Below are 20,128 nucleotides of genomic sequence, written 5' to 3' on the forward strand. Positions count from 1 at the left end.
AAGCATGGGTAAGGTTACAGGCTTTCTCGAAATCGATCGTGAGGAACCGCGCTATCAGCCGGCTTCGGACCGCATTCGTCACTTTGGCGAATTCACCATTCCGTTGCGCGAAGCGCAGGTGGTGGACCAGGCCGCCCGCTGCATGGATTGCGGCGTGCCCTTCTGTCATGGCGATACTGGTTGCCCCGTGCACAACCAGATCCCGGACTGGAACGACCTCGTCTACAACAATGACTGGGAAGAAGCGGCGCGCAATCTGCACTCGACCAATAACTTCCCCGAATTCACCGGCCGCATCTGCCCAGCGCCCTGCGAGGAAGCCTGCACGCTGAACCTCGAGGACGTGCCGGTCGCCATCAAGACCGTCGAGCAGGCCATTGCCGACAAGGCCATCAAGTCAGGCTGGGTCAAGCCGCAGGTGCCGGCGCACAAGACTGGCAAGCGCGTTGCCGTTATCGGCTCCGGCCCGGCGGGCCTGGCTGCGGCGCAGCAATTGGCGCGCGCCGGCCATGACGTGCATGTCTATGAGCGCGAGCCCAAGGCCGGTGGCCTGCTGCGCTATGGCATTCCCGACTTCAAGATGGAAAAGGACCATATCGACTTCCGCGTCTCGCAGATGGAAGCCGAAGGCGTCACCTTCCACTATGGCGTCAATGTCGGGGTCACCACGCCGCTCTCCACGCTGCAGGCCGAGCATGATGCCGTGCTGCTGGCCGGTGGGGCGGAAAAGCCGCGCGCCGTCGATGTCGAGGGCAATAGCTTTGATGGCGTGCATTACGCCATGCCATTCCTGATCCAGCAGAACCGCCGCGTCGGTGGTGAGGATGTGTCGGGCGAGTTCCAGCTTTCTGCCGCCGGCAAGCATGTCGTGGTGGTGGGCGGCGGTGATACCGCCTCGGACTGCGTCGGCACATCGTTCCGTCAGGGCGCCATTGCGGTGACCCAACTCGACGTGCGCCCCATGCCGCCCGAGCTCGAGAACAAGCTGACCAACTGGCCCAACTGGGCGGTCAAGATGCGCACCTCGTCCAGCCAGGCCGAAGGCGCCATCCGTGAATTCTCCGCCGGCACCATGAAGATCCTCGGCAATGCCAAGGGTCATGTGACCGGGGTGGAATGCGCCAGGGTCGATCGCAAGCGCCAGCCCATCGAGGGCAGCGAGTTCGTCATCAAGGCCGATCTCGTGCTCTTCGCCATCGGTTTTGCCGGTCCGCTTCAGGACGGCATGCTGAGCGAGCTCGGTGCCGATCTCGACAAGCGTGGCAATCTCTTTGCCGATACGTTCACCTACAAGACCTCGGTCGACAAGGTCTATGCTGCCGGCGATATGCGCCGGGGGCAGTCACTGGTGGTCTGGGCCATCCGCGAAGGCCGCCAGGCCGCCCGTGCCATCGACAACGACCTGATGGGCAAGACCGACCTGCCGCGCTGACGCGAGGTTTTGAAGCAGACCAATGGGCCTCTCCCGGATCGGGGGAGGCCCATTTGTTTGGGGGAAGCGGAATAGGGCTCGAAATTAGGTCAAGTGTCAGCCCGGCGGCTGGTCTCAATCCTGTTTGCGGCTCATGTCGATCATGCGCTCGACGGCGAGGCGGGCGGGGCCGATGATGTCGGGAGGGATGGTGACTTCCTCGCTCATGGTGTGGAGCGACCACAGCACGTTTTCGAGATTGATGCGTTTCATGTGCGGGCAGATATTGCAGCCGCGCAGGAAGTCGACGCCGGTGGTTTCGGAGGCGACATTGTCTGACATCGAGCACTCGGTGACCATGACGACGCGCGCCGGCCTTGTGGATTTGACCCAGTCGATCATTGCCGCGGTGGAGCCGGCGAAATCGACCGCGTCGATCACCTCGGGCGGGCATTCGGGATGGGCGATGATCTTGGCCGTCGGATAGGCGTGGCGCAGCTCGGAAATGTCGTCTGCGGTGAAGGTTTCGTGCACCTCGCAGGCGCCGGCCCAGGTGATGATCTTCTTGTGAGTTTTCTTGGCGGTGTTCTTGGCCAGATATTGGTCGGGGATCATCATCACCGTGTCGCCCTCGACGCGATTGACAATGTCGAGCGCGTTGGAGGAGGTGCAGCATACATCTGTTACCGCCTTCACCGCGGCCGAGGTGTTGACATAGGTCACCACCGGCACGCCGGGATAGCGGGCGCGCATGGCCATGACGTCCTCGGCGGTAATGGATTCCGAGAGCGAACAGCCGGCGCGGCTATCGGGGATCAGCACCGTCTTTTCCGGGTTTAGCATTTTGGAGGTTTCGGCCATGAAGTGCACGCCGCACTGCACGATGACCGACTGACGGACCTTGGTGGCCTCAATGGCCAATTGCAGGCTGTCGCCCACCACATCGGCGACGCCGTGATAGATTTGTGGCGTCTGGTAATTGTGCGCCAGGATGACGGCATCCTTCTCCTTCTTGAGCCGGTTGATCTGAAAGATCAGCGGCGCATAGAAGGGCCATTCGACGCCCGGGATCTTGTCCTTGACCCGATCGAAGATCTTGTCGGTGGCGCGTTCCACGGCCTTGGAATAGCCGAGATCGAAATGATCGGCGAGAATAGCGCGGGCGTCCGCGAGCGGGGTTACCGCATTGATCATCTGCACCATCGGGGCCTCCCACGCTCAACGCCGGGAACCTAGGGATTATTGGCTTTCATTTCAATGAATGGCCTTGCAGGAAAGTGACGAGACGCCTAACGCTGGGGCCAGTTTCTTCCTGCCGAGGACCAGTTCATGCCGCAAGACGCCAATGCCATTCGCTCTATCCTCTCGCTGGCGCCGGTCGTGCCCGTCATCATTCTCGACGATGTCGCCCAGGCGCGCCCGCTGGCCGAAGCCCTGGTGGCGGGTGGCCTGCCGGTGCTGGAAGTGACGCTGCGCACGCCCAATGCGCTCAAGGTGATGGAAGAAATGGCCAAGGTCACCGGCGCTATCGTCGGCTCCGGCACGGTGCGCAATGCCGCACATATGAAAGCCTCGGTGGATGCCGGCTGCCGCTTCATGGTGTCGCCGGGCGCCTCGCCGCGCCTGCTCGACGCGGCCGAAGACGTGGCCATTCCGCTCCTGCCGGGGATCGGCACCCCGACCGAGGCCATGGCTGCGGCTGAGCGTGGCTATAGCTTCCTTAAATTCTTCCCCGCCGAAGCCTTGGGCGGCGCGCCGGTACTCAAGGCTTTCGCCTCGCCGCTGCCCGATATCACCTTCTGCCCCACCGGCGGCATCGATCCGGCCAAGGCCAAGACCTATCTCGGCCTGCCCAATGTGATCTGCGTCGGCGGCTCCTGGATTATGCCGGCCGAGGCGCTGGCCTCCGGCGATTTCGCCCGCATCGAGAGCCTGGCGCGCGAAGCCAGCCTGCTCAAGGGCTAATTTTTGGGCTTTTAAGGTCTCAGCGCCCTCGGGTTTTTGATCCGGGGGCGCTTTTTTGTGCTGGCTGTCGATCACCGCAATGGTGCCGATTTCGCCGGGGACGAAATCGGGCTAGGGTGGGATAAAATGCAATGCAAGGTTCGTCCGTGACTGCTCTTGTCGACCCCAATGGCCCCAAACTCGCCGTAACCGCCAACAATCCCGTGCCCGAAGGGGTGCGGGTGGGGTTTTTCACCACCTCCGACAAGCTGCGCCTGCGCTATGCGATCTGGCCGAAATCGGCGGGGCCGCATCGGGGGACGGTGTGCCTAGTGCAGGGACGCACCGAATATATCGAGAAATATTTCGAGACGGTGGCCGATTTCCGGGCGCGGGGCTTTGCCGTGGCTACTTTCGACTGGCGTGGACAGGGCGGGTCGGAGCGGCTGATCGGCAATCCGACGCTGGGTTATGTCGACAAGTTCGACGACTACTGGACCGATTTGCGCTGTTTCCACGCCGAGATCCTGCTGCCCGATTGCCCGCCGCCCTTTTATCTCGTTGGCCATTCCATGGGCGGGCTGGCGAGCCTTTATGCGGCGACGCGCGACCGGATGATGTTCGATCGGGTGTTCCTGTCGGCGCCGATGGTGAGCCTTTACAAGATGGAACAGGCCATGAAGCGCTGGGCGCTGTTCGCCGAGGTGGCGAGCTTCGTCGGGCTTGGAAAGGTGCCGGTGGCGCGCAAGGGCGACCGGCGGCCGGACGAGGCGATGTTCGTCAACAATCCGCTGACCTCGGACGTGCTGCGCTACAACCGCATGGTCGAAACCATCCGCGCCGATGACGGGCTTTATCTGGGCTCGCCGACGCTGCGCTGGCTGGCGGCCTCGATGCGGGCCATGGCGGATGCTGCCCATGACTCTTTTCCGGCGACGCTGAAGATTCCGATGCTGATGCTGGCGGCGGCGCGCGACGAGATCGTCTACACACCGGCCATCGAGGCGCTGGGCCTGCGATTGCGGACCGGTCGGCACATGGTGATCCCCGGCGCCCGGCACGAATTGTTCATGGAAAACGACTCTATCCGCGGCCAGGTCCTGGCTGCGTTCGATGCCTTCATCACCGACCAGACGCGGGTTTAGAGCGTCTTGCGTTCTGGTTGATGCGGCTTCATCGCCCCCTCCCCCCTTGAGGGCTCTGAGCTGTCCCGAAGGGCAAATCTCTTCAGCGGAGAGATTTGAAGTGAAGAGGCCGGGGTGGGGGGGGTGGTGCAGTGACACACCGATGGACCCCCACCCTCAATCCCTCCCCTCAAGGGGGAGGGAGGCGAAAGAGCCCGGAGGTCCACCTTAGGCTGATATCACCTAGCTCAGCGCTGCGGCCAGATAGGGCAGGCTGAGGTCCATGCGGTAGTCGACGCCCGAATGGTTGTCGGGAAATTCCTCGTAGCGATGGACGATGCCCTGCTGGTCGAGCAGGCGATGCAGGCGGCGGGTGCCATAGAGGATGTTGTACTGATCATCGGTGCCGCATTCGAGATAGAAGCCCTTGAGCGTGCCAATGGCGGCGGCCTGGGTTTCGGCCATGCGCACCGGGTCCCATTTGAGCCAATTGGCCCAGCGGTCCTCGATCAGCTCGCAGGTGTCATTGGTCACCGGCAGGCGCAGGCCGAGAAAGGTTTCGGGGTTCGGATCGGGATCGAAGCTGGCGGCCTGGGCGAGGATCATCAGCACCATGGTGTCCTTGCCGTCGAGCTTGGGTTTTGCCTCGAAGGCGCTCATCCAGGCTTCGATGGAATAGTTGAATTTGGCCAGTGCCCGCAAAGTGTTGGGAAATTCAGGCAGGTAAAGGTTCTCGAAGCCCGCATCGCCGGAATGGCTGGCGGCGGCCGACCAGATATCGGGATGGCGCATGGCGTGGATCAGCGCGCCGAAGCCGCCTGAACTCTTGCCGAAGACGCCGCGCCGACCGCTGCCGCCGCAACCGAATTTCTGCTCGACGGCAGCAAGCATCTCGGTGGTGAGGAAATCCTCCCAGTTTCCGAGCACCGGGCTGTTCACATATTGATTGCCGCCCAGCCGCGAGAAGCAATCGGGGAAGGCGACGACGACGGGCGCCATCTTGCCCTCGCCGATCAGCCGATCGAGCCGCTCGGGCACGTTTTCGCCAAAGGCCTTCCAGGCGGTGTGGGCGGGACCGCCGGCAGTATAGCCGACGAGATCGACGAGGAGCGGCAGGTCCCGTCCGTCGTGACCATGGGGCACATAGACATCGACGATGCGCGTGGTCGGATCGCCCAGCAGATTGCCCTTGAGGGCCTGGCTCTCAACCATGAGGCGATGGACGGTTCCGGCAGGATGGCTGGTGCGGCGCATGATGGCTCCGTTGGTCGGGATGGTCACTGCCCAGACTTGGGCCGGGTGCGCGGAAATGGCAAGGGTCGAGGTGGAGCGATGCTCCAAATGTCAAAGACTACTCGGCGGCGCCGCGGTGGTCGATGAGGGCGTCGGGGCCGTTGGGGTCGCCGGGGGCGGTTTCGCAGCCGAGCTCGGGGAAGGCGGCGATGCGCTGGTTGCGGAAATCGGTGCGCAGGACGATGAGGCCGCGCTCCTCGAACCAGGTCAGCAAGCGCCGGGCGCGGCTGGCCGAATGGGTGCCGTAGAGGCGGGCCAAGGTGGCGTCGGACGGGCAGGGTGCGCCGGTGAGCGCGGCCTGGGCGATGACGAGGAACACGCCCTGCACGTCATCTGTCAGCGTTTCCGAGAGGGCGAGGGCCTGTTGCCAGCCGTCGGAGCTGGCGATTTCCTCATCGGGCGCCACGCGGGCGACGGCCAGCAGGCGCTTGAAGGCGGGCAAAGCCGGTGGATCGCCGGGCACGCGGCGGATGCGGCAGCGCACGAGGAAATCCTGATAGAGCACGGCCGTGGTGCGGAAGCCGGCATCGGGGTCGCTCAAAAGCTCTGCCATCACCGCCTGGATCTGCGCCTCGCGCTCAGCCTCGTCGATCTCGGGGAACAGCGAGGCGGGCTCTTCCGGTGCTTCGGCGCGGGCCTTGGCGCGGGCTTCGGCCACCTGGGCGAGCAGTTCATTGGTCGAGGGCGGCGGTGGCGGCGGCGGGCGGCGCACCACGGGGCGGGCCAGTTCGTCCGGCTCCATGGTGAAGATGAGGTCGGCGGCATCAACAGGCGCCTCGGGCAGGGGGGTCAGCTTGGGGCTGGTCGAGCGCGCCGAGGTTTCCACCGCGCCGATGGTGATCGGCAGTGGTCGGCGCGAGATAGCCGGCCCCAGAGCGACGAAATGGCCGCGCTGCAGATCGCGGAACTGCTCGGCCTGGCGGCGATCCATGCCTAAGAGATCGGCGGCACGGGCCATGTCGATATCGAGGAATGTGCGGCCCATGAGGAAGTTCGACGCCTCGGCGGCGACGTTCTTGGCCAGCTTGGCGAGGCGCTGGGTGGCGATGACCCCGGCCAGGCCGCGCTTGCGGCCGCGACACATGAGGTTGGTCATGGCCCCGAGCGAGAGTTTGCGGGCTTCGTCGGAGACTTCGCCGGCAGCGGCCGGGGCGAAGAGCTGGGCTTCGTCCACCACCACCAGCACCGGATACCAATAGTCGCGATCGGCATCGAACATGCCGCCGAGGAAAGCCGCGGCGGCGCGCATCTGCTGCTCGACGTCGAGGCCTTCGAGATTGAGCACGACAGAGACGCGGTGCTGGCGCACGCGGGCGGCGATGCGAGTGAGTTCGTTCTCGGTGCGGGCGGCATCGACGACCAGATGGCCATATTTGTCGGCCAGGGTTACGAAGTCGCCTTCCGGATCGACCACGCATTGCTGCACCCAGGGGGCGGACTGTTCGAGCAGGCGCCGCAGCAAGTGGGATTTGCCGGAACCGGAATTGCCCTGCACCAGGAGACGGGTGGCCAGCAGTTCCTCGAGGTCGAGCGAGGCCGGGCCCTTGCCCTGACTTGCGCCCATGTCGATGGCTACCTGCATTCCTTCTCCGGCCGGCGCTTGGCGCCCATCACGATCACTGGCTTCTGCCTAGCACAGAGGGGAGGCGATTCGGCCAGAACTCGTGCGCCATCCACAAGCCTCAGGCCAGCGCCTGTGGCTTGCGTGCAATGAAGAACACTGCCGCGACGCCACCCGGGTGCCAGCGATGGACGATCTGGAACCCAGCCTTGCGTTGCATCTTTTCGAGGCCATTGCCGGAAAAGAAGCTCAATTGCGGCAGCTTGCCCAGCGCCCGGCCCAGCGGGGCGATCGGCATGAGCACCGCCAGGGGGCTCCAGCCCATACAGGCGGTGCTGGTGACCAGATAGCCGCCCGGCTTGAGCATGGCAAAACTCTTGTTGATCGCGGCTTGCGGATCGGCCAGGAGATGCAGGATCGAATGGCCCATCACCATGTCATAGCGCTCCCGCTCGACCGGCAGGCTGGCAATGTCACCCTGAGCAAAATCCACATTGGTGATCCCGGCCTTCTCTGCCTTGGCGCGGGCGATGGCGATCATGTTCTCGGAAAAATCCACTGCCCTGATATGGCCGACATAGGGGGCATGGCGCAGCGCCGTCGAGCCGGTGCCGCAGCCGAATTCGAAGATCTTCATGTCGGGGCGGAACAGCGCGCGTGTCGCCTCGATCTTGCGCTCATAGGCGGCCTGATTGGCGATGGGGGAGGCGGCATAGCGCTCGGCCATATTGTTCCAGAATGCGGTGCTTGCGGCCATGTCTTGTGTGCTCCTTCGCCAACGGGGCCAAGATAGAGCCGGGTCGTGAACAAGAAAATTGCATAAATAGGCAGTTACGATATGCATTAATGCATGAAAATGCGCGGCATGGATTTTGACTGGAACCTCGTGCGGGCCTTTATGGCCACGGTTGAGGCCGGCTCGCTCTCGGCCGCCGCCCGGCAATTGGGACTGGCGCAGCCGACGCTGGGTCGGCAGGTGGCGGCGCTCGAAGCCGCGTTGGGGGTGACGCTGTTCGAGCGGCCGGGGCGCGCCTTGGTGCTGACCGAGGCCGGGCGGTTGCTGGTCGAGCATGCGCGGAGCATGGGGGAAGCCGCCGATGGCCTGACGCTGGCGGCGGCGGGACAGTCGCAGGCCATGGATGGGGTGGTTCGCGTTACCGCCATCGAGCTCTATGCCGCCCATGTGCTGCCGCCCTTCCTGGCGCTGATGGAGGAGCGGGCGCCAAAGCTCAGGGTGGAACTGATTGCCGCCGACGCGGTACAGGATCTGGTGCGGCGCGAGGCCGATATCGCCATCCGCCATGGCCGGCCGGATCAGGATGGGCTGGTGGCGCGCCGCTGCGCCGATACGCGGGCCCGGCTTTATGCGGCGCCCAGCTATTTCGAGCGCTTCGGCCGGCCGCGCAATGGCGCGGAATTGGCCCATGGCCGGTTGATCGGCTTTATCGGTGACGATGGGGAAATGCTGGCCGAGCTCAACCGGCGGGGCGCCAAAATGGGGCCGGAGAATTGTCGGCCATTCACCAATAGCGGTTCGGTCGGTTGGGAATGGGTGCGGCGCGGCATGGGCATGGCGCTGATGCTGGAAAAGGTGGCCGAGGCCACCCCGGGCGTAGAATTGGTCTGGCCGGAAATGGAGCCGGTGCCCATTCCGGTCTGGCTGGTCACCCATCGTGAAATCCACACCAGCGCCCGCATCCGGCTGGTTTTTGACCTGCTGGCCGAGCATCTGGGGGCTTAGGCGTTTACGGACTGGATGATGTTGCCCGCTTCTCCACGCGGAACTTCAGTAGAGGGCTTGAGTGGGCGGCACACCCCCACCCAGCCTCCCCCTGAAGATGGGGGAGGAGCCATATCGCGTTCTGGGCAAGGTCTAGCCACAAGCACGGGCCGAACTCCTTCCCTTCTTGCGGGGGGGATCGAGGGAAGGGGCATCAGTGGCTCGCCAACAAACAAAAACGCGGCCCTTGCGGGCCGCGCCTTTTATCGTCAGGGGGAGGACGATTAGTTGACGGACTTGTCTTCGATCGAGGCAGTACCGCCATTGATCTGGATGGTGCGCGGCTTCTTGCTCTCGGGCAATTCGCGCTTCAGCTCCAGATGCAGCAGCCCGTTTTCGAGGCTGGCGCCATGAACCTCGACATAGTCGGCCAGCTGGAAACGCAGCTCGAAAGCGCGTTCGGCAATGCCGCGATGGAGGAATTCGCGCTTGCTGTCACCGGTTTCGGTGGGCTTGGCGCCCTTGATCACCAGGGAGTTTTCCTTGGTCTCGATGGCGATGTCGCCATTGGAGAAGCCGGCCACCGCGATGGAGATGCGATAGGCATCCTCGCCGGTGCGCTCGATATTATAGGGCGGGTAGGTCTTGGCTTCCTGGCCAACCAGGGTGTCCAGGCGATTGAACACGCGGTCAAAGCCGACAGTGGAGCGATAGAAGGGGGAAAAATCAAAGGTCTGCATAGTCACATTCTCCAATTGAGCAACGTGGGTCTGTTGGTCCCGGCCCCGATTTCGACATCTCCCTTGATCGGCGAGACTGTCTTTGCGGCACCGGTGTCCCCGGCTATCCGGCGGACCACACAGATGTAGGTGAGGCCGAATGCAGTTCAAGAGGGCCTGCTGGCGCAAAATTGCGCTGGCCGCTACAGATGAACGCCAGATGAACAGATGCTTGCAGTCGCGTTCAGGTGCAGGGGGTTAGAACCGATCTCGTGAAGACGAGAGCGATCCCGACCTTCACGCCCCAATCGGTTTCGTCACCCGCCCCCCGCACGAAGCCGAACGGAAAACCAAGCCAGCATGTCCTTTCGACATGCTGGCTTTTTGTTTTGGGGGGCGGCGCCTCCTAGAACCGCACTAGCGTGTTGACGTCGACCGGCATTCCGGTGGCGAAGCTCTTGTTGGCGGCGATGCCGGTGAGGATGGAGAGGGCGCCATCGCGATGATTGGCGCCATAGCCGGGACGGGGGGTGGCGTTGCCGAAGATTTCCTCGAGCATGATCTTGTCGCCGCCGCCATGGCCGCCTTCGCCATGCCTGACCGGCACGACGCGTGGCTCGCCATGCAGTGGGAAGTGATAGAGTTCGACGCCCTTGGCTGCGCCTTCGGTGTCCGAGCCGGCACCGGCATTGATGTAGGAGTTTTCGTGTACCGTCAGCTCCAGCCGCCCCCCGGTGCCGTTGATGGCGACGTTGAAGCCTTCCCAGGGTGCATAGGCATAAAGCGAATAGGTCATCACCGCCTTGTTGCGATAGCGCACGATGACATTCATCGTGTCCTCGATGGAGATGCCGTCGCCAAAGACGTTCTGGTCACGCTGATAGCCGTCTTCAGCCTCCGCGTCCCAGTAAAGCCCTTTCTGCACGGGATTGTCGGTGAGATCGATGGCGAAGGGATCATCCTTGGCCGCGGCGACGCCGGTGGTACGGGTATAGGGGGTGAAGACCCCGCGCTCTTCGGCATTGGCGCGGCCGTAGAACTTGAGATCACCCATGCCGAACACGGTGTCGGGCTGGCTGCCGAGCCAGAAATTGACCAGGTCGAAATGGTGGGTCGACTTGTGCACCATCAGCCCGCCGGAATTGCGCTTGTCGCGGTGCCAGCGGCGGAAATAATCGGCGCCATGGCGGGTGTCGAGCAGCCATTCGAAATGCACCGAGGTGACCTTGCCGATGGCGCCCTCGGCGATGAGTTCGCGCAGGGCCGAATTGTGCGGGGCGTAGCGGTAGTTGAAGGTGACGCGCAGGTCGCGACCGGTGCGCGCCACCGCGTCGAGAATGGCCTGGCACTTTTCCGGATCGGTGGTCATCGGCTTTTCGGTGATGACGTCGCAGCCCAGTTCCATGGCGGCGATGATATATTGGTGGTGGGTGCGGTCGATCGAGGTGACGATCACCACATCCGGCCGGGTTTCGGCGATCATGTTGGCGAAATCGGCGGCCTTGTAGGTGGGCACGGCGGTGCCGCCCAATTCCCAGGAGATGACGCGATTGGTGAAATCCATGCGCGCGGCATTGGTGTCGCACAGGGCGACGAGCCGCGACTGGTCGCGATGCGGTCCAAGGATCGCCTCGTAGAACATGCGGGCGCGGCCCCCGGTGCCCACGAGCGCGTAGGTCTTGGTCATTGCAGTGTCTCCGGTCTGGGTCTGACAGATGGCCGGCCCAGGCGGGCGGCATTGATCCGAAATCTACCATACAAGATTGCGGAAATGTACTGTTGTTTCTACAATTCGTGCGATGCTGTCGCAGCGGACAGTTGCGCGGCCGGCAAAAATCCGCTGAACAGGTTGATCTGTCGGTGGTCGGCGTCGGCGGAGGGCACAAGCGAGGGCATATGACACCAGTTCAGCAAACCAGTCCCGAGACCATGGCCATGCGGCTGGTTCACGCCCTGCGCGACGACATTGTCACCATGGCGCTCAAGCCCGGCGACGTCATTTCGGAAAGCGACATTGCCGGCCGCTTCGGCGTGTCACGCCAGCCGGTGCGCGAGGCCTTTATCCGCCTGGCCCAGCAGGGGTTGCTGTTGATCCGTCCCAAGCGCGCCACGGTGATCAAGAAGATTTCCCCCGACGGCGTGCGGCAGAGCCGTTTCATCCGCGAAAGCATCGAGGTCGAGATCATCCGGCGGGTCGCCAGCGCTCCCGATCAGGCTGTGCATGACACCATCGCCGCCATGATCGCCGAACAGGAAGAGGCCGCCCGCGCCGACGATACCCGGCGCTTTCACGCGCTGGACGAGTTGTTCCACCGCACGCTCGCCCGCCTGGCCGGCGTGGAATATGCCTGGCAGTTGGTGGACGACCACAAGATCCAGCTCGATCGGGTGCGCTATCTGACGCTGGGTGTGTCGTCCAAGCAGCGCGCCATCGCCGAACACAAGCTGATCGCCGATGCCATCGCCAAATCCGACCCCATCGCGGCAGAAGCGGCCATGCGGGACCATCTGGCCCGCGCCGAAACTTTGCTCAGCCAGACGATCGAGGATTTTCCGGACTTTTTTGAATAGGAGCGGGCGGACAGGTGGGCCGGAGGGTCAGCCGATGACTTCGGCGGTGAAGCGGTAGCGGCCGAGGGCGCCCGGGCCGAGGGTTTCGGCATAGGGGCGTTCGCTGAGATCATCGGAGCCACCGACTTCGGCAGCGGTGCCGCGCCAGGGTTCGAGGCAGACAAAGCCGGCGCCCGGCTTGGACCAGATGGCGAAATTGGGCAGGTTTTCCCAGGAGAAGCGCAGAGCTGGGCCGGTTTCGGGGCCATAGCGCAAGCCGGCACCGGCCCCTTGCGGGAAGATCATGGCATCGTTGCGGAAAAGGCTGTGGTCGAGCGTCAGCAGGCCGTTGTCGAAAGGCGAAGGCAATTGCTCGGGGACAACGAGGCCGCCGGAAAGCCGGTGCAAAGCGGGGTCGGACTGGTTGTCCAGTGCGATGCGGTGCGGCTGGCCTGCGGCGCCGGGCAGCGGCCAGGCAAAGGCGGGGTGAAAGCCGATGCCGAAGGGCATGGGACGATGGTCGCGATTGGTGACCTCGGCGGTGACGCTGACGCTGCGGCCATGGACGCGATGTTCGACGTCGAGACGGAAATCGAAGGGATAGAGGGCGCGACTGGCTTCGGAGGCCTCCAGCCGATAGATGCAGCGGTCGGATTCTTCCACAACAAGGGTGAAATTGCTGCGGCGGGCGAAGCCGTGCTGGCTCATCTGATAGCGTTCGCCCTCGATGGTCACCGTGTCGTTGGGCGCCTTGCCGACCATGGGGAAGAGAATGGGCGAGCGGCCAGTCCAGTAGCTGGCGTCGCCATGCCAGAGCCAGTGGCGGCCGTCGCGGGTCTGGATCGACTGCATCTCGGCGCCCAAGGCAGCGATATCGACGGTGAGCTCGCCATTGCCGATCCGGGTCAGTTGCATGGCGTCTCTCCGGACGATTCGTTTCTGAACGTGGCGGAGCCTAAACCCATATCCGGCCGGTGAGAACCACCGAGTACGCCTTGTCGTGAACGGTGTCTGAACGCGGCGCGCCGAATAGGCCTTGCCGGGCATTGGCGCAACCGGCTATCGCCAGAGCCATGAGCCTGCCGCCGCTGCCGCCCTTGCCGATCGATACTGCCCTGCCGGCGCTGGCGGAGGCGCTGGCGAGCCATGGCAGTGCGGTGCTGGTGGCGCAGCCGGGCGCCGGCAAGACCACGCGCGTGCCCCTGGCGCTGCTCGGCGCACCCTGGCGGGGCGATGGACGCATCATCGTGCTCGAACCGCGCCGGCTGGCCGCACGCGCCGCCTCCCGGCAGATGGCGAAGCTTCTGGGCGAAGAGGTGGGGCAGACGGTCGGCTATCGCGTGCGCATGGAAACCCGGGTCTCGGCGCGCACGCGCATCGAAATCGTCACCGAGGGGGTGTTTACCCGGCTGATCCTCGATGACCCGGAACTGAGCGGCATCGCGGCGGTGGTGTTCGACGAATTTCACGAACGCAGCCTCGATGGCGATCTGGGCCTGGCGCTGGCGCTCGACGCCAAGGCGCTGCGCGAGGATCTGCGCCTATTGGTGATGTCGGCGACCATTGACGGGGCGCGGGTGGCGCAATTGCTCGATGCCGCGCCGGTGATCGATAGTCCGGGCCGGACATTTCCGGTCGAGACCTTTTATGCCGAGCCCGATCCGTTGCAGCGGCTCGAGGACCAAGTGGCCGTGGCGGCATTGCGGGCACTGCGCGAGCATGAGGGCTCGATGCTGGTGTTTCTGCCGGGGCAGGGGGAGATCACCCGCGTGGCCGAACGGCTTTCTGCGCAATTGCCTGGCACTATCGATCTCGCCCCGCTCTATGGCCAGCTCAGTCCCGCCGAACAGGACCGCGCCATCCAGCCAGCGCCGGAGGGGCGGCGCAAGGTGGTGCTCGCGACGTCGATCGCCGAAACCTCGCTGACCATAGAGGGCGTGCGGATCGTGCTCGATAGCGGCTTTCGTCGGGTGCCGGTCTATGAGCCGGCGACAGGGCTGACCACCTTGGCCACGGTGCGGGTGTCGCGGGCCGGTGCCGACCAACGCCGCGGCCGCGCCGGCCGCACCAGTCCGGGCGTCTGTATACGCCTCTGGAACGAGGGGCAGACGGCGGCTTTGTCGGCCTTCGACACCCCCGAAATCCTCGCCGCCGATCTGTCGGGGCTGATGCTCGACCTGGCGGCCTGGGGCGTGTCCGATCCGGACACGCTGCGCTTTCTCGATCCGCCACCGGCCCCGGCATGGGCTGAGGCCAGGGCACTGCTGACCCGGCTCGATGCCGTGGATGCGGTTGGGCATCTGACGGCGGCGGGCAGGGGGCTGGCGCAGATGCCGCTGCATCCTCGGCTGGCTCATATGGTGATGGCCGGAGCCGAGGATGGCGATGCGCGTGGCGCGGCGGAACTGGCGGTGCTGATCGGCGAGCGGGGATTAGGGGGCGATGATGTCGACCTGGCGCGCCGGCTCGACCGGTTTCGCAATGAGCGCGGCAAGCGGGCCGATGAGGCGCGGGCGCTGGCTGGACGCTGGGCACGCATGGCGGGCGGCGCCACGGGCGAGGCATTGCCGGCGGGGCAGCATCTGGCACGGGCTTTCCCCGATCGGGTGGCGCAATCGGCGGGCGCGCGGGGACGGTTTCGGCTGGCCAATGGCCGGCAGGCGCAGTTGGACGAGGGCCATGGGCTGGCGGGGTCGCCGTTCATCGTGGTGGCCGATCTTACCGGCAGTGCCACGCAGGGCCGCATCCGCTCGGCGGTGGCGCTGGATGGCGACGACCTCGAAACCCTGTTCGCGGCGCATATCGAAAGCCGCACAGTGCTGGCCTTCGACGCCGCCACCGGCTCGGTACGGGCGCGGCGGCAAAGGCGGCTCGACGCCCTGCGGCTGGCGGACGACACGGCGCCGGTAAGCGACTTTGAGGCGGCGGCGCAATTGCTGGCCGAAGCGGCGCTCAAACGGCCGGAAACGCTGCCCTGGAGCAAGGAGCAGAAGGCGTTGCGGGCCCGCGCCAGTTTCCTGCAGCAGACGCTGGGCGGGGACTGGCCCGATCTCTCGGACGCGGCGCTGGCGACTGACACGGCCTGGCTGGTGCCCCATATCGTGGGCGAGACAAAACTTTCGGCGATTTCAGCCGAGCATCTGGGTATGGCGTTGGATGCGCTATTGCCTTGGGCGAAGCGGCAGGAGATCGAAAAGCTGCTGCCCAGCCATTTCCATGCGCCGTCGGGCAGCCATTTGCCGATCGACTATGCCGCCGAAAACGGTCCGGCGCTGGAGATCCGGGTGCAAGAGTTGTTCGGGCTCGACCGGCATCCGAGCATCGCCAATGGCAAGGTGCCGCTGCTGCTGGTGCTGCTGTCGCCGGCGCATCGGCCGATCCAGACCACGCGCGACCTGCCCGGCTTCTGGCGTGGCAGCTGGAAAGACGTGGCCAAGGATCTGAAGGGTCGCTATCCCCGCCACCCCTGGCCCGATGACCCGCTGGCGGCCCCGGCCACCAGCCGCGCCAAGCCGCGCGGAACTTGAGGCGCTGGCAGCCCTGCGCGGGGCCCTCGGGTCAATCCCGAGGGCGGCTTTGTGGCGCTAATAGGTCGCGGCGGGCTTAAAGCACCTTGCTGACTTCCAAGAGGCCGGGGCGTTTTTCGTTGGCGGCGGTGATGGCGGCTTCGCCGCCGAGGACGACGACATGGCCGTGTTTGGCAACCGCGTCGAGAGCGTCGGCCAGAGCGAGGAAGTCGGCGCGGCTGGTGCCGAGGATTTCGTCACGGCGGCGCTGGCGGAGCTCGTCGGTAGTGCCGGTCAGGAGGCGCCACATGGCCGAATAGCCCTTGGCATCGACGAATTCGGGACGGTCGAGATCGCCGAAGACGCCAATGATGGAGCGGGTGAGATCGGTCTCGCCGATTTCGGCCCTGAGCGCCTTGGCCGCGCCGTCATAGACGTCGAGGGTCTTGAGCAGGTTGGGGTCGCGATAGGAGAGGAAGGCGAAATTGCCCGAGGTGAGGTCGAAACGGCTCGAGCCGCCATAGGCGCCGCCCTGCACGCGCACCTTGTCCCAGAGATAGGTCGTGTTGAGCAGGCGCAGTGCCACTGTGGTGGCGGCGCTGAGCTCGATGCCGAGAGCCTTTAGATTGGCACCCTTGCCCACATAATTGACCTGGGCCGGGATGATGAGCCCCTCATTGCGGGGCGCAAAGGCGTGGCTCCAGTCGGCATCGGGTAGCGCGGCATCGGGAAGGGCCGAGACGAAACTGGCAACTTCGCCCTGGGCCTGCGGCCATAGCGCCTCGTCGGCGGTGACGTTGACCACCATGCGGGTGCGGTTGAATAGGCGGTCGCGGATGGTGCGCAGCGTGGCTTCGACCGCGGGCCAATCGCTGTCGATGGTCTTGACCAGGGTCTTGAGGAACTGCCCATAGGAGACGCCGCCCAGCTGTTCGGCGATCCAGCTGGCTTCGGTCAGCCCGGCCTTGAGGCGGGTATCGACAATGCCATTGCCGCCGGGAACGAGGCGAGCCTCGAAGCCGGCTTTTTCCTCGAGCGCCATCTGCTTGAAGCGCTCGCGATTGCCCAATTGGGCGTCGAGCAACACATCGCCCATGATCTCCAGCATGGCACCGAATTTGTCGGGCACGGCCTTGCCGGAGAGGAAGAACCACGCGGCGGTGCCGCTGCCATCCTGTTTGGTGGCGAGGGCGCGATGCTGGGCGATGCCGCCCGTCGTGCGGCCGATGCGCTGGGTGAGGGAGACGAAATCTTGCTTGCCGGTGCCGGTCTGCAAGAGGGCGCGGCCGAAGAGCGGCAGATATGGCAGGAGGGCCTTGTCGAGGACGCGCAGATCAAAGCCGATATCGAGGTAGAGAATGCCCAGGGTCGGCAGGGGATGGTAGAGCGTGCGGACGCCGCCCACCCGGCTTTCCTCGGTGGGGATGGTGCGGATGTCGCGGTCGAGATCGGCCAGGGTCAGCGTAGGGATCTTGGCCAGATCCTCGGGCTTGTCGACCTCTTCCTGCAGGGCTTTCAGCCGTTCGGTGCGCGCGATCACCGTATCGATGGCGGTGTCGTCGAGGGTCTCGCGGACGGCTGCGAGCTTTTCAGTCTCTTCGCGTGCTTCGCGGGCGCCCTGTTCGGGATCGGCCTGCAAGAGACTGGTGAGGCGATGGGAGTTGTCGAGGAAGTGGCGGCGGATTTCCTTTTCGAAGTGACCCTTGCCGGCCTTGTCCTTGAGCGCGTCGAGCGCGGCTTCGAACTGCAGCGGCGCCAGGGGATCGCCGCCATGCAGCCAATTGCCGAGCGCTGAGAACATGTAGCTCATTCCGCGCGGATAGGAGCCGGTATTCTGTTCGCGCAGGTTGAATTCGAAGGTGTTGATGGCCGCTTCCCGCTGCTCGGCGGAGAAGCCGGTTTCGGCCAGTTCGGCCAGGGTCTCGAGCACAAGTTTCTCGACCTTTTCGGCATTGGCGGGGTCGATGCCTTTGAGGCCGAAGCCGCCCATGGGCTGGCGCAGGGACGTGGAAATGCCGCCCCCGATCATCCCTTCGCCCAGCCCGCTTTCGGTGAGCTTCTTGCGCAGCGGTGCGGCGGGATTGCCGGCGAGCAGGTAGCTCAGCATGCCGTGGCTCAGCACTTCCTCGCGGCCTTCGGGCGGCTCGAGCATCCAATTGACCGAGACCATGCCGTCGCGGCGCTTGTCGGGGTCGATATCGCCGGCATAGGTGCCGCTGACCTGGCGCGGGGCGTTCCAGCGCGGCTGCAGCTTGACCTCGGCATCGACGCGGATGGGCTCAAAGCGGCTGAAATAGGCGTCGAGCAGCTCCAGGCGCTTGTCAGCGGGGTCATCGCCGGCAAAGACCACACGGGCATTGGAAGGGTGGTAATAGGTCTGATGGAAGCGCTTGAAGTCGGCAAAGGTCAATTCGGGAATGACCTTGGGATCGCCGCCCGAGCTCTTGCCATAGGTGGTGTCGGGAAAGAGCGCATTCTGGGTGAGGGTGTGCATCACCGAATCGGGCGAGGAATAGACACCCTTCATCTCATTGAATACGACCCCCTTATAGACCAGCGGCGCGTCGCGGCTTTCCAGCTCATAGTGCCAGCCTTCCTGCTCGAACGTGTCTTCGGTCAAAAGCGGGAACAGCACGGCGTCGAGATAGACATCGACCAGATTGTAGAAGTCCTTGAGGTTCTGGCTGGCCACCGGATAGGCGGTCTTGTCCGGAAAGGTCATGGCATTGAGGAAGGTGTGCATAGAGCCCTTCAACAGCTCCACGAAGGGCTTCTTCACCGGAAACTTGGCGCTGCCGCACAGGACCGAGTGCTCGAGAATATGGGCGATGCCGGTGGAATCCTCGGGCGGAGTCTTGAAGGTGATCCCAAACACCTTGTTCTCGTCGTCATTGACGAGGCTGAGTACCTCCGCCCCGGTCTTCTTGTGCCGGAAGAGCTGCGCCTGCGAATTGATCTCGGCGATGGTCTCGTCGCGGACGAGTTCGAAGGCGGGGTGGGACATGGCAGGCTACTCTTCTTGATTTTCAGGCATCTAACCTAGGTGCACAAATGCGCCGTCGCTAGGGGGTGGACATCTATTCCAGAAAGTGTACATTTTTTGTGTATACTAGCTTCTTTGAGGTGAGTGTGCAGGTCTGTCGTGACTGCACCGATCAAGGGCGGCCTTGACCACCAACATCCCTTATTGGGAGGGGCATTTGGAATATGAATGGGACGAAGACAAAAGGCTTTCGAACATCGCCAAGCACGGGGTGGACTTTCGTGTCGCCGCTTTCATTTTTGAACAACCGGTCCACATGACCAGCGATCAAAGGAACGACTATGGTGAGTTCCGATACCGCGCTATCGGCTACGTGGACGATGAATGCTTCGTCGTGGTGCATACGCGGCGAGACGATGTGATCAGGCTGATTTCGGCCTGGAAAGGCGGTCGCAATGACCAAAGAAAATATCAAGCGCTATTCAATGGATGAGCTCAAGCAAATGCGTGAGCGTGGGGATTATCACGACAGCCGCGACGCTCCAGAGGGTCCTGAATTGGGCGAAGAATTCTGGAAGCACGCTGTTCTGGTTCCTCCCAGATCATCTCCCACGTCTGTGCATCTCAAGCTCGATCCGGACGTGTTCGCGTTTTTCAAGCAGCAGGGCAAGGGGCACATCACCCGCATGCAGGACGTGCTCAAGGCCTATGTGAAGGCGCAGCAGGGCCGATGAGCGCTTTGCCGCGATGCTGACGCAAAGGGTGGGCAGGTTGGGGCGCTGCAGTTCGGAGGCCCCTATGCGCTATATTTGTCTTGCACTTGCCCTGGTGATTTCAACACCGACCCTGGCGCAGGAGCCGCCGAGCTATCAGGATGACCGCTCCTCTGGGGCAGCGCTGGTGCAGTCGCTCTACAATGCGATCAACCGCAAGGAATATCTGCGCGCCTGGTCCTATTATGGCCAGAACGCCGTGGCGCGGGCCGATGATGCCAAGGCCGCAGAAGATTACGAGGCGTTCAAGAAGGGCTATGCCGAGACCGAATTCGTGACGCTCTTGACCGGCGACGAGGCGCAGGAGGGCGCGGCGGGCAGTACCTATTACACCTTGCCCGTCGCCATCGATGCGGTAGATGCGGCCGGCAAGCATAGCCAATTCGTCGGTTGCTATACGCTAAGGCTGGCCCAGCCGAGCATTCAGGATGCGCCGCCCTACCAGCCGCTTCATATCGAAAAGGGCGAGATGAAACCGGCCTCGGGCGCGCTCGACGCCATTCTGCCGGCGCGCTGCGAGGAGTAATTTGCTACCCGGCCTGGC

The 20,128-nt window shown here is 64.0% G+C and carries 17 protein-coding genes; 9 read left to right on the forward strand and 8 right to left on the reverse strand.

Translation table 11 applies throughout. The features are described 5' to 3' along the window. Positions 1-4 precede the first annotated feature (4 nt). Positions 5-1,432 carry a glutamate synthase subunit beta gene (locus DEVEQU_RS11065; RefSeq protein WP_126150639.1) on the forward strand — a complete coding sequence of 476 codons (1,428 nt, stop codon included), beginning with the start codon at positions 5-7 and terminating at the stop codon, positions 1,430-1,432. Positions 1,433-1,546: 114 nt separating this feature from the next. On the opposite strand, the gene nadA is transcribed toward DEVEQU_RS11065, so the two are convergent. Beyond that, positions 1,547-2,614, reverse strand: coding sequence for a quinolinate synthase NadA (nadA, locus tag DEVEQU_RS11070; RefSeq protein WP_126150640.1), 1,068 nt, complete (start codon positions 2,612-2,614; stop codon positions 1,547-1,549). Positions 2,615-2,740: 126 nt separating this feature from the next. Here nadA and eda point away from each other — a divergent pair, with 126 nt between their 5' ends. Together eda and DEVEQU_RS11080 are read left to right on the forward strand one after the other, a co-directional pair. After that, complete coding sequence (eda, locus tag DEVEQU_RS11075; RefSeq protein WP_126150641.1) at positions 2,741-3,376, forward strand: bifunctional 4-hydroxy-2-oxoglutarate aldolase/2-dehydro-3-deoxy-phosphogluconate aldolase; 636 nt, start codon at positions 2,741-2,743, stop codon at positions 3,374-3,376. Positions 3,377-3,507: 131 nt separating this feature from the next. After that, complete coding sequence (locus tag DEVEQU_RS11080; protein ID WP_126150642.1) at positions 3,508-4,500, forward strand: alpha/beta fold hydrolase; 993 nt, start codon at positions 3,508-3,510, stop codon at positions 4,498-4,500. A gap of 222 nt (positions 4,501-4,722) precedes the next feature. On the opposite strand, the gene DEVEQU_RS11085 is transcribed toward DEVEQU_RS11080, so the two are convergent. The 3 genes from DEVEQU_RS11085 to DEVEQU_RS11095 all read right to left on the reverse strand — a co-directional run bounded on the left by DEVEQU_RS11085 (position 4,723) and on the right by DEVEQU_RS11095 (position 8,090). Next, the gene (locus tag DEVEQU_RS11085) at positions 4,723-5,733 is read right to left on the reverse strand and encodes an alpha/beta hydrolase (RefSeq protein WP_126150643.1); all 1,011 of its coding nucleotides are present in this window, start codon (positions 5,731-5,733) and stop codon (positions 4,723-4,725) included. 97 nt (positions 5,734-5,830) lie between these two features. Then, a complete protein-coding gene (locus tag DEVEQU_RS11090) occupies positions 5,831-7,354 on the reverse strand; it encodes an ATP-binding protein (protein WP_126150644.1) in 1,524 nt (507 codons plus the stop codon). A gap of 100 nt (positions 7,355-7,454) precedes the next feature. Further along, entirely contained in the window at positions 7,455-8,090 is a 636-nt protein-coding gene (locus DEVEQU_RS11095; RefSeq protein WP_126150645.1) for a class I SAM-dependent methyltransferase, read from the reverse strand. 93 nt (positions 8,091-8,183) lie between these two features. Between DEVEQU_RS11095 and DEVEQU_RS11100 the strand changes: the two genes are divergently transcribed. Next, entirely contained in the window at positions 8,184-9,074 is an 891-nt protein-coding gene (locus DEVEQU_RS11100; protein ID WP_211199030.1) for a LysR family transcriptional regulator, read from the forward strand. A 263-nt stretch (positions 9,075-9,337) separates the two neighbouring features. Here DEVEQU_RS11100 and DEVEQU_RS11105 read toward each other — a convergent pair whose 3' ends face one another. Further along, positions 9,338-9,793 carry an Hsp20 family protein gene (locus tag DEVEQU_RS11105; protein ID WP_126150646.1) on the reverse strand — a complete coding sequence of 152 codons (456 nt, stop codon included), beginning with the start codon at positions 9,791-9,793 and terminating at the stop codon, positions 9,338-9,340. A gap of 385 nt (positions 9,794-10,178) precedes the next feature. Next, on the reverse strand, positions 10,179-11,459 hold the full coding sequence (locus tag DEVEQU_RS11110) for a Gfo/Idh/MocA family oxidoreductase (protein ID WP_126150647.1): 1,281 nt from the start codon (positions 11,457-11,459) through the stop codon (positions 10,179-10,181). A 209-nt stretch (positions 11,460-11,668) separates the two neighbouring features. Here DEVEQU_RS11110 and DEVEQU_RS11115 point away from each other — a divergent pair, with 209 nt between their 5' ends. After that, on the forward strand, positions 11,669-12,343 hold the full coding sequence (locus tag DEVEQU_RS11115; RefSeq protein ID WP_126150648.1) for a GntR family transcriptional regulator: 675 nt from the start codon (positions 11,669-11,671) through the stop codon (positions 12,341-12,343). 27 nt (positions 12,344-12,370) lie between these two features. Here DEVEQU_RS11115 and DEVEQU_RS11120 read toward each other — a convergent pair whose 3' ends face one another. Further along, positions 12,371-13,237, reverse strand: a complete 867-nt coding sequence (locus DEVEQU_RS11120) for an aldose 1-epimerase family protein (RefSeq protein WP_126150649.1) — start codon at positions 13,235-13,237, stop codon at positions 12,371-12,373. A 158-nt stretch (positions 13,238-13,395) separates the two neighbouring features. Here DEVEQU_RS11120 and hrpB point away from each other — a divergent pair, with 158 nt between their 5' ends. Continuing rightward, the gene (gene hrpB, locus DEVEQU_RS11125) at positions 13,396-15,849 is read left to right on the forward strand and encodes an ATP-dependent helicase HrpB (protein WP_126150650.1); all 2,454 of its coding nucleotides are present in this window, start codon (positions 13,396-13,398) and stop codon (positions 15,847-15,849) included. 76 nt (positions 15,850-15,925) lie between these two features. On the opposite strand, the gene DEVEQU_RS11130 is transcribed toward hrpB, so the two are convergent. Then, a complete protein-coding gene (locus tag DEVEQU_RS11130) occupies positions 15,926-18,832 on the reverse strand; it encodes an insulinase family protein (RefSeq protein WP_126150651.1) in 2,907 nt (968 codons plus the stop codon). Between the two features lie 163 nt (positions 18,833-18,995). On the opposite strand from DEVEQU_RS11130, the gene DEVEQU_RS11135 reads away from it, so the two are divergent. The 3 genes from DEVEQU_RS11135 (at position 18,996) to DEVEQU_RS11145 (ending at position 20,110) form a co-directional block, all read left to right on the forward strand. Next, the gene (locus tag DEVEQU_RS11135) at positions 18,996-19,304 is read left to right on the forward strand and encodes a BrnT family toxin (RefSeq protein WP_223214188.1); all 309 of its coding nucleotides are present in this window, start codon (positions 18,996-18,998) and stop codon (positions 19,302-19,304) included. Next, a complete protein-coding gene (locus DEVEQU_RS11140; protein WP_126150652.1) occupies positions 19,267-19,545 on the forward strand; it encodes a BrnA antitoxin family protein in 279 nt (92 codons plus the stop codon). Before DEVEQU_RS11135 ends, DEVEQU_RS11140 begins: the two co-directional genes overlap by 38 nt. Positions 19,546-19,609: 64 nt before the next feature. Further along, the gene (locus DEVEQU_RS11145; protein ID WP_126150653.1) at positions 19,610-20,110 is read left to right on the forward strand and encodes a hypothetical protein; all 501 of its coding nucleotides are present in this window, start codon (positions 19,610-19,612) and stop codon (positions 20,108-20,110) included. Positions 20,111-20,128: the final 18 nt, after the last annotated feature.

The organism is Devosia equisanguinis, assembly GCF_900631955.1.
Classification (GTDB): Bacteria; Pseudomonadota; Alphaproteobacteria; order Rhizobiales; family Devosiaceae; genus Devosia; species Devosia equisanguinis.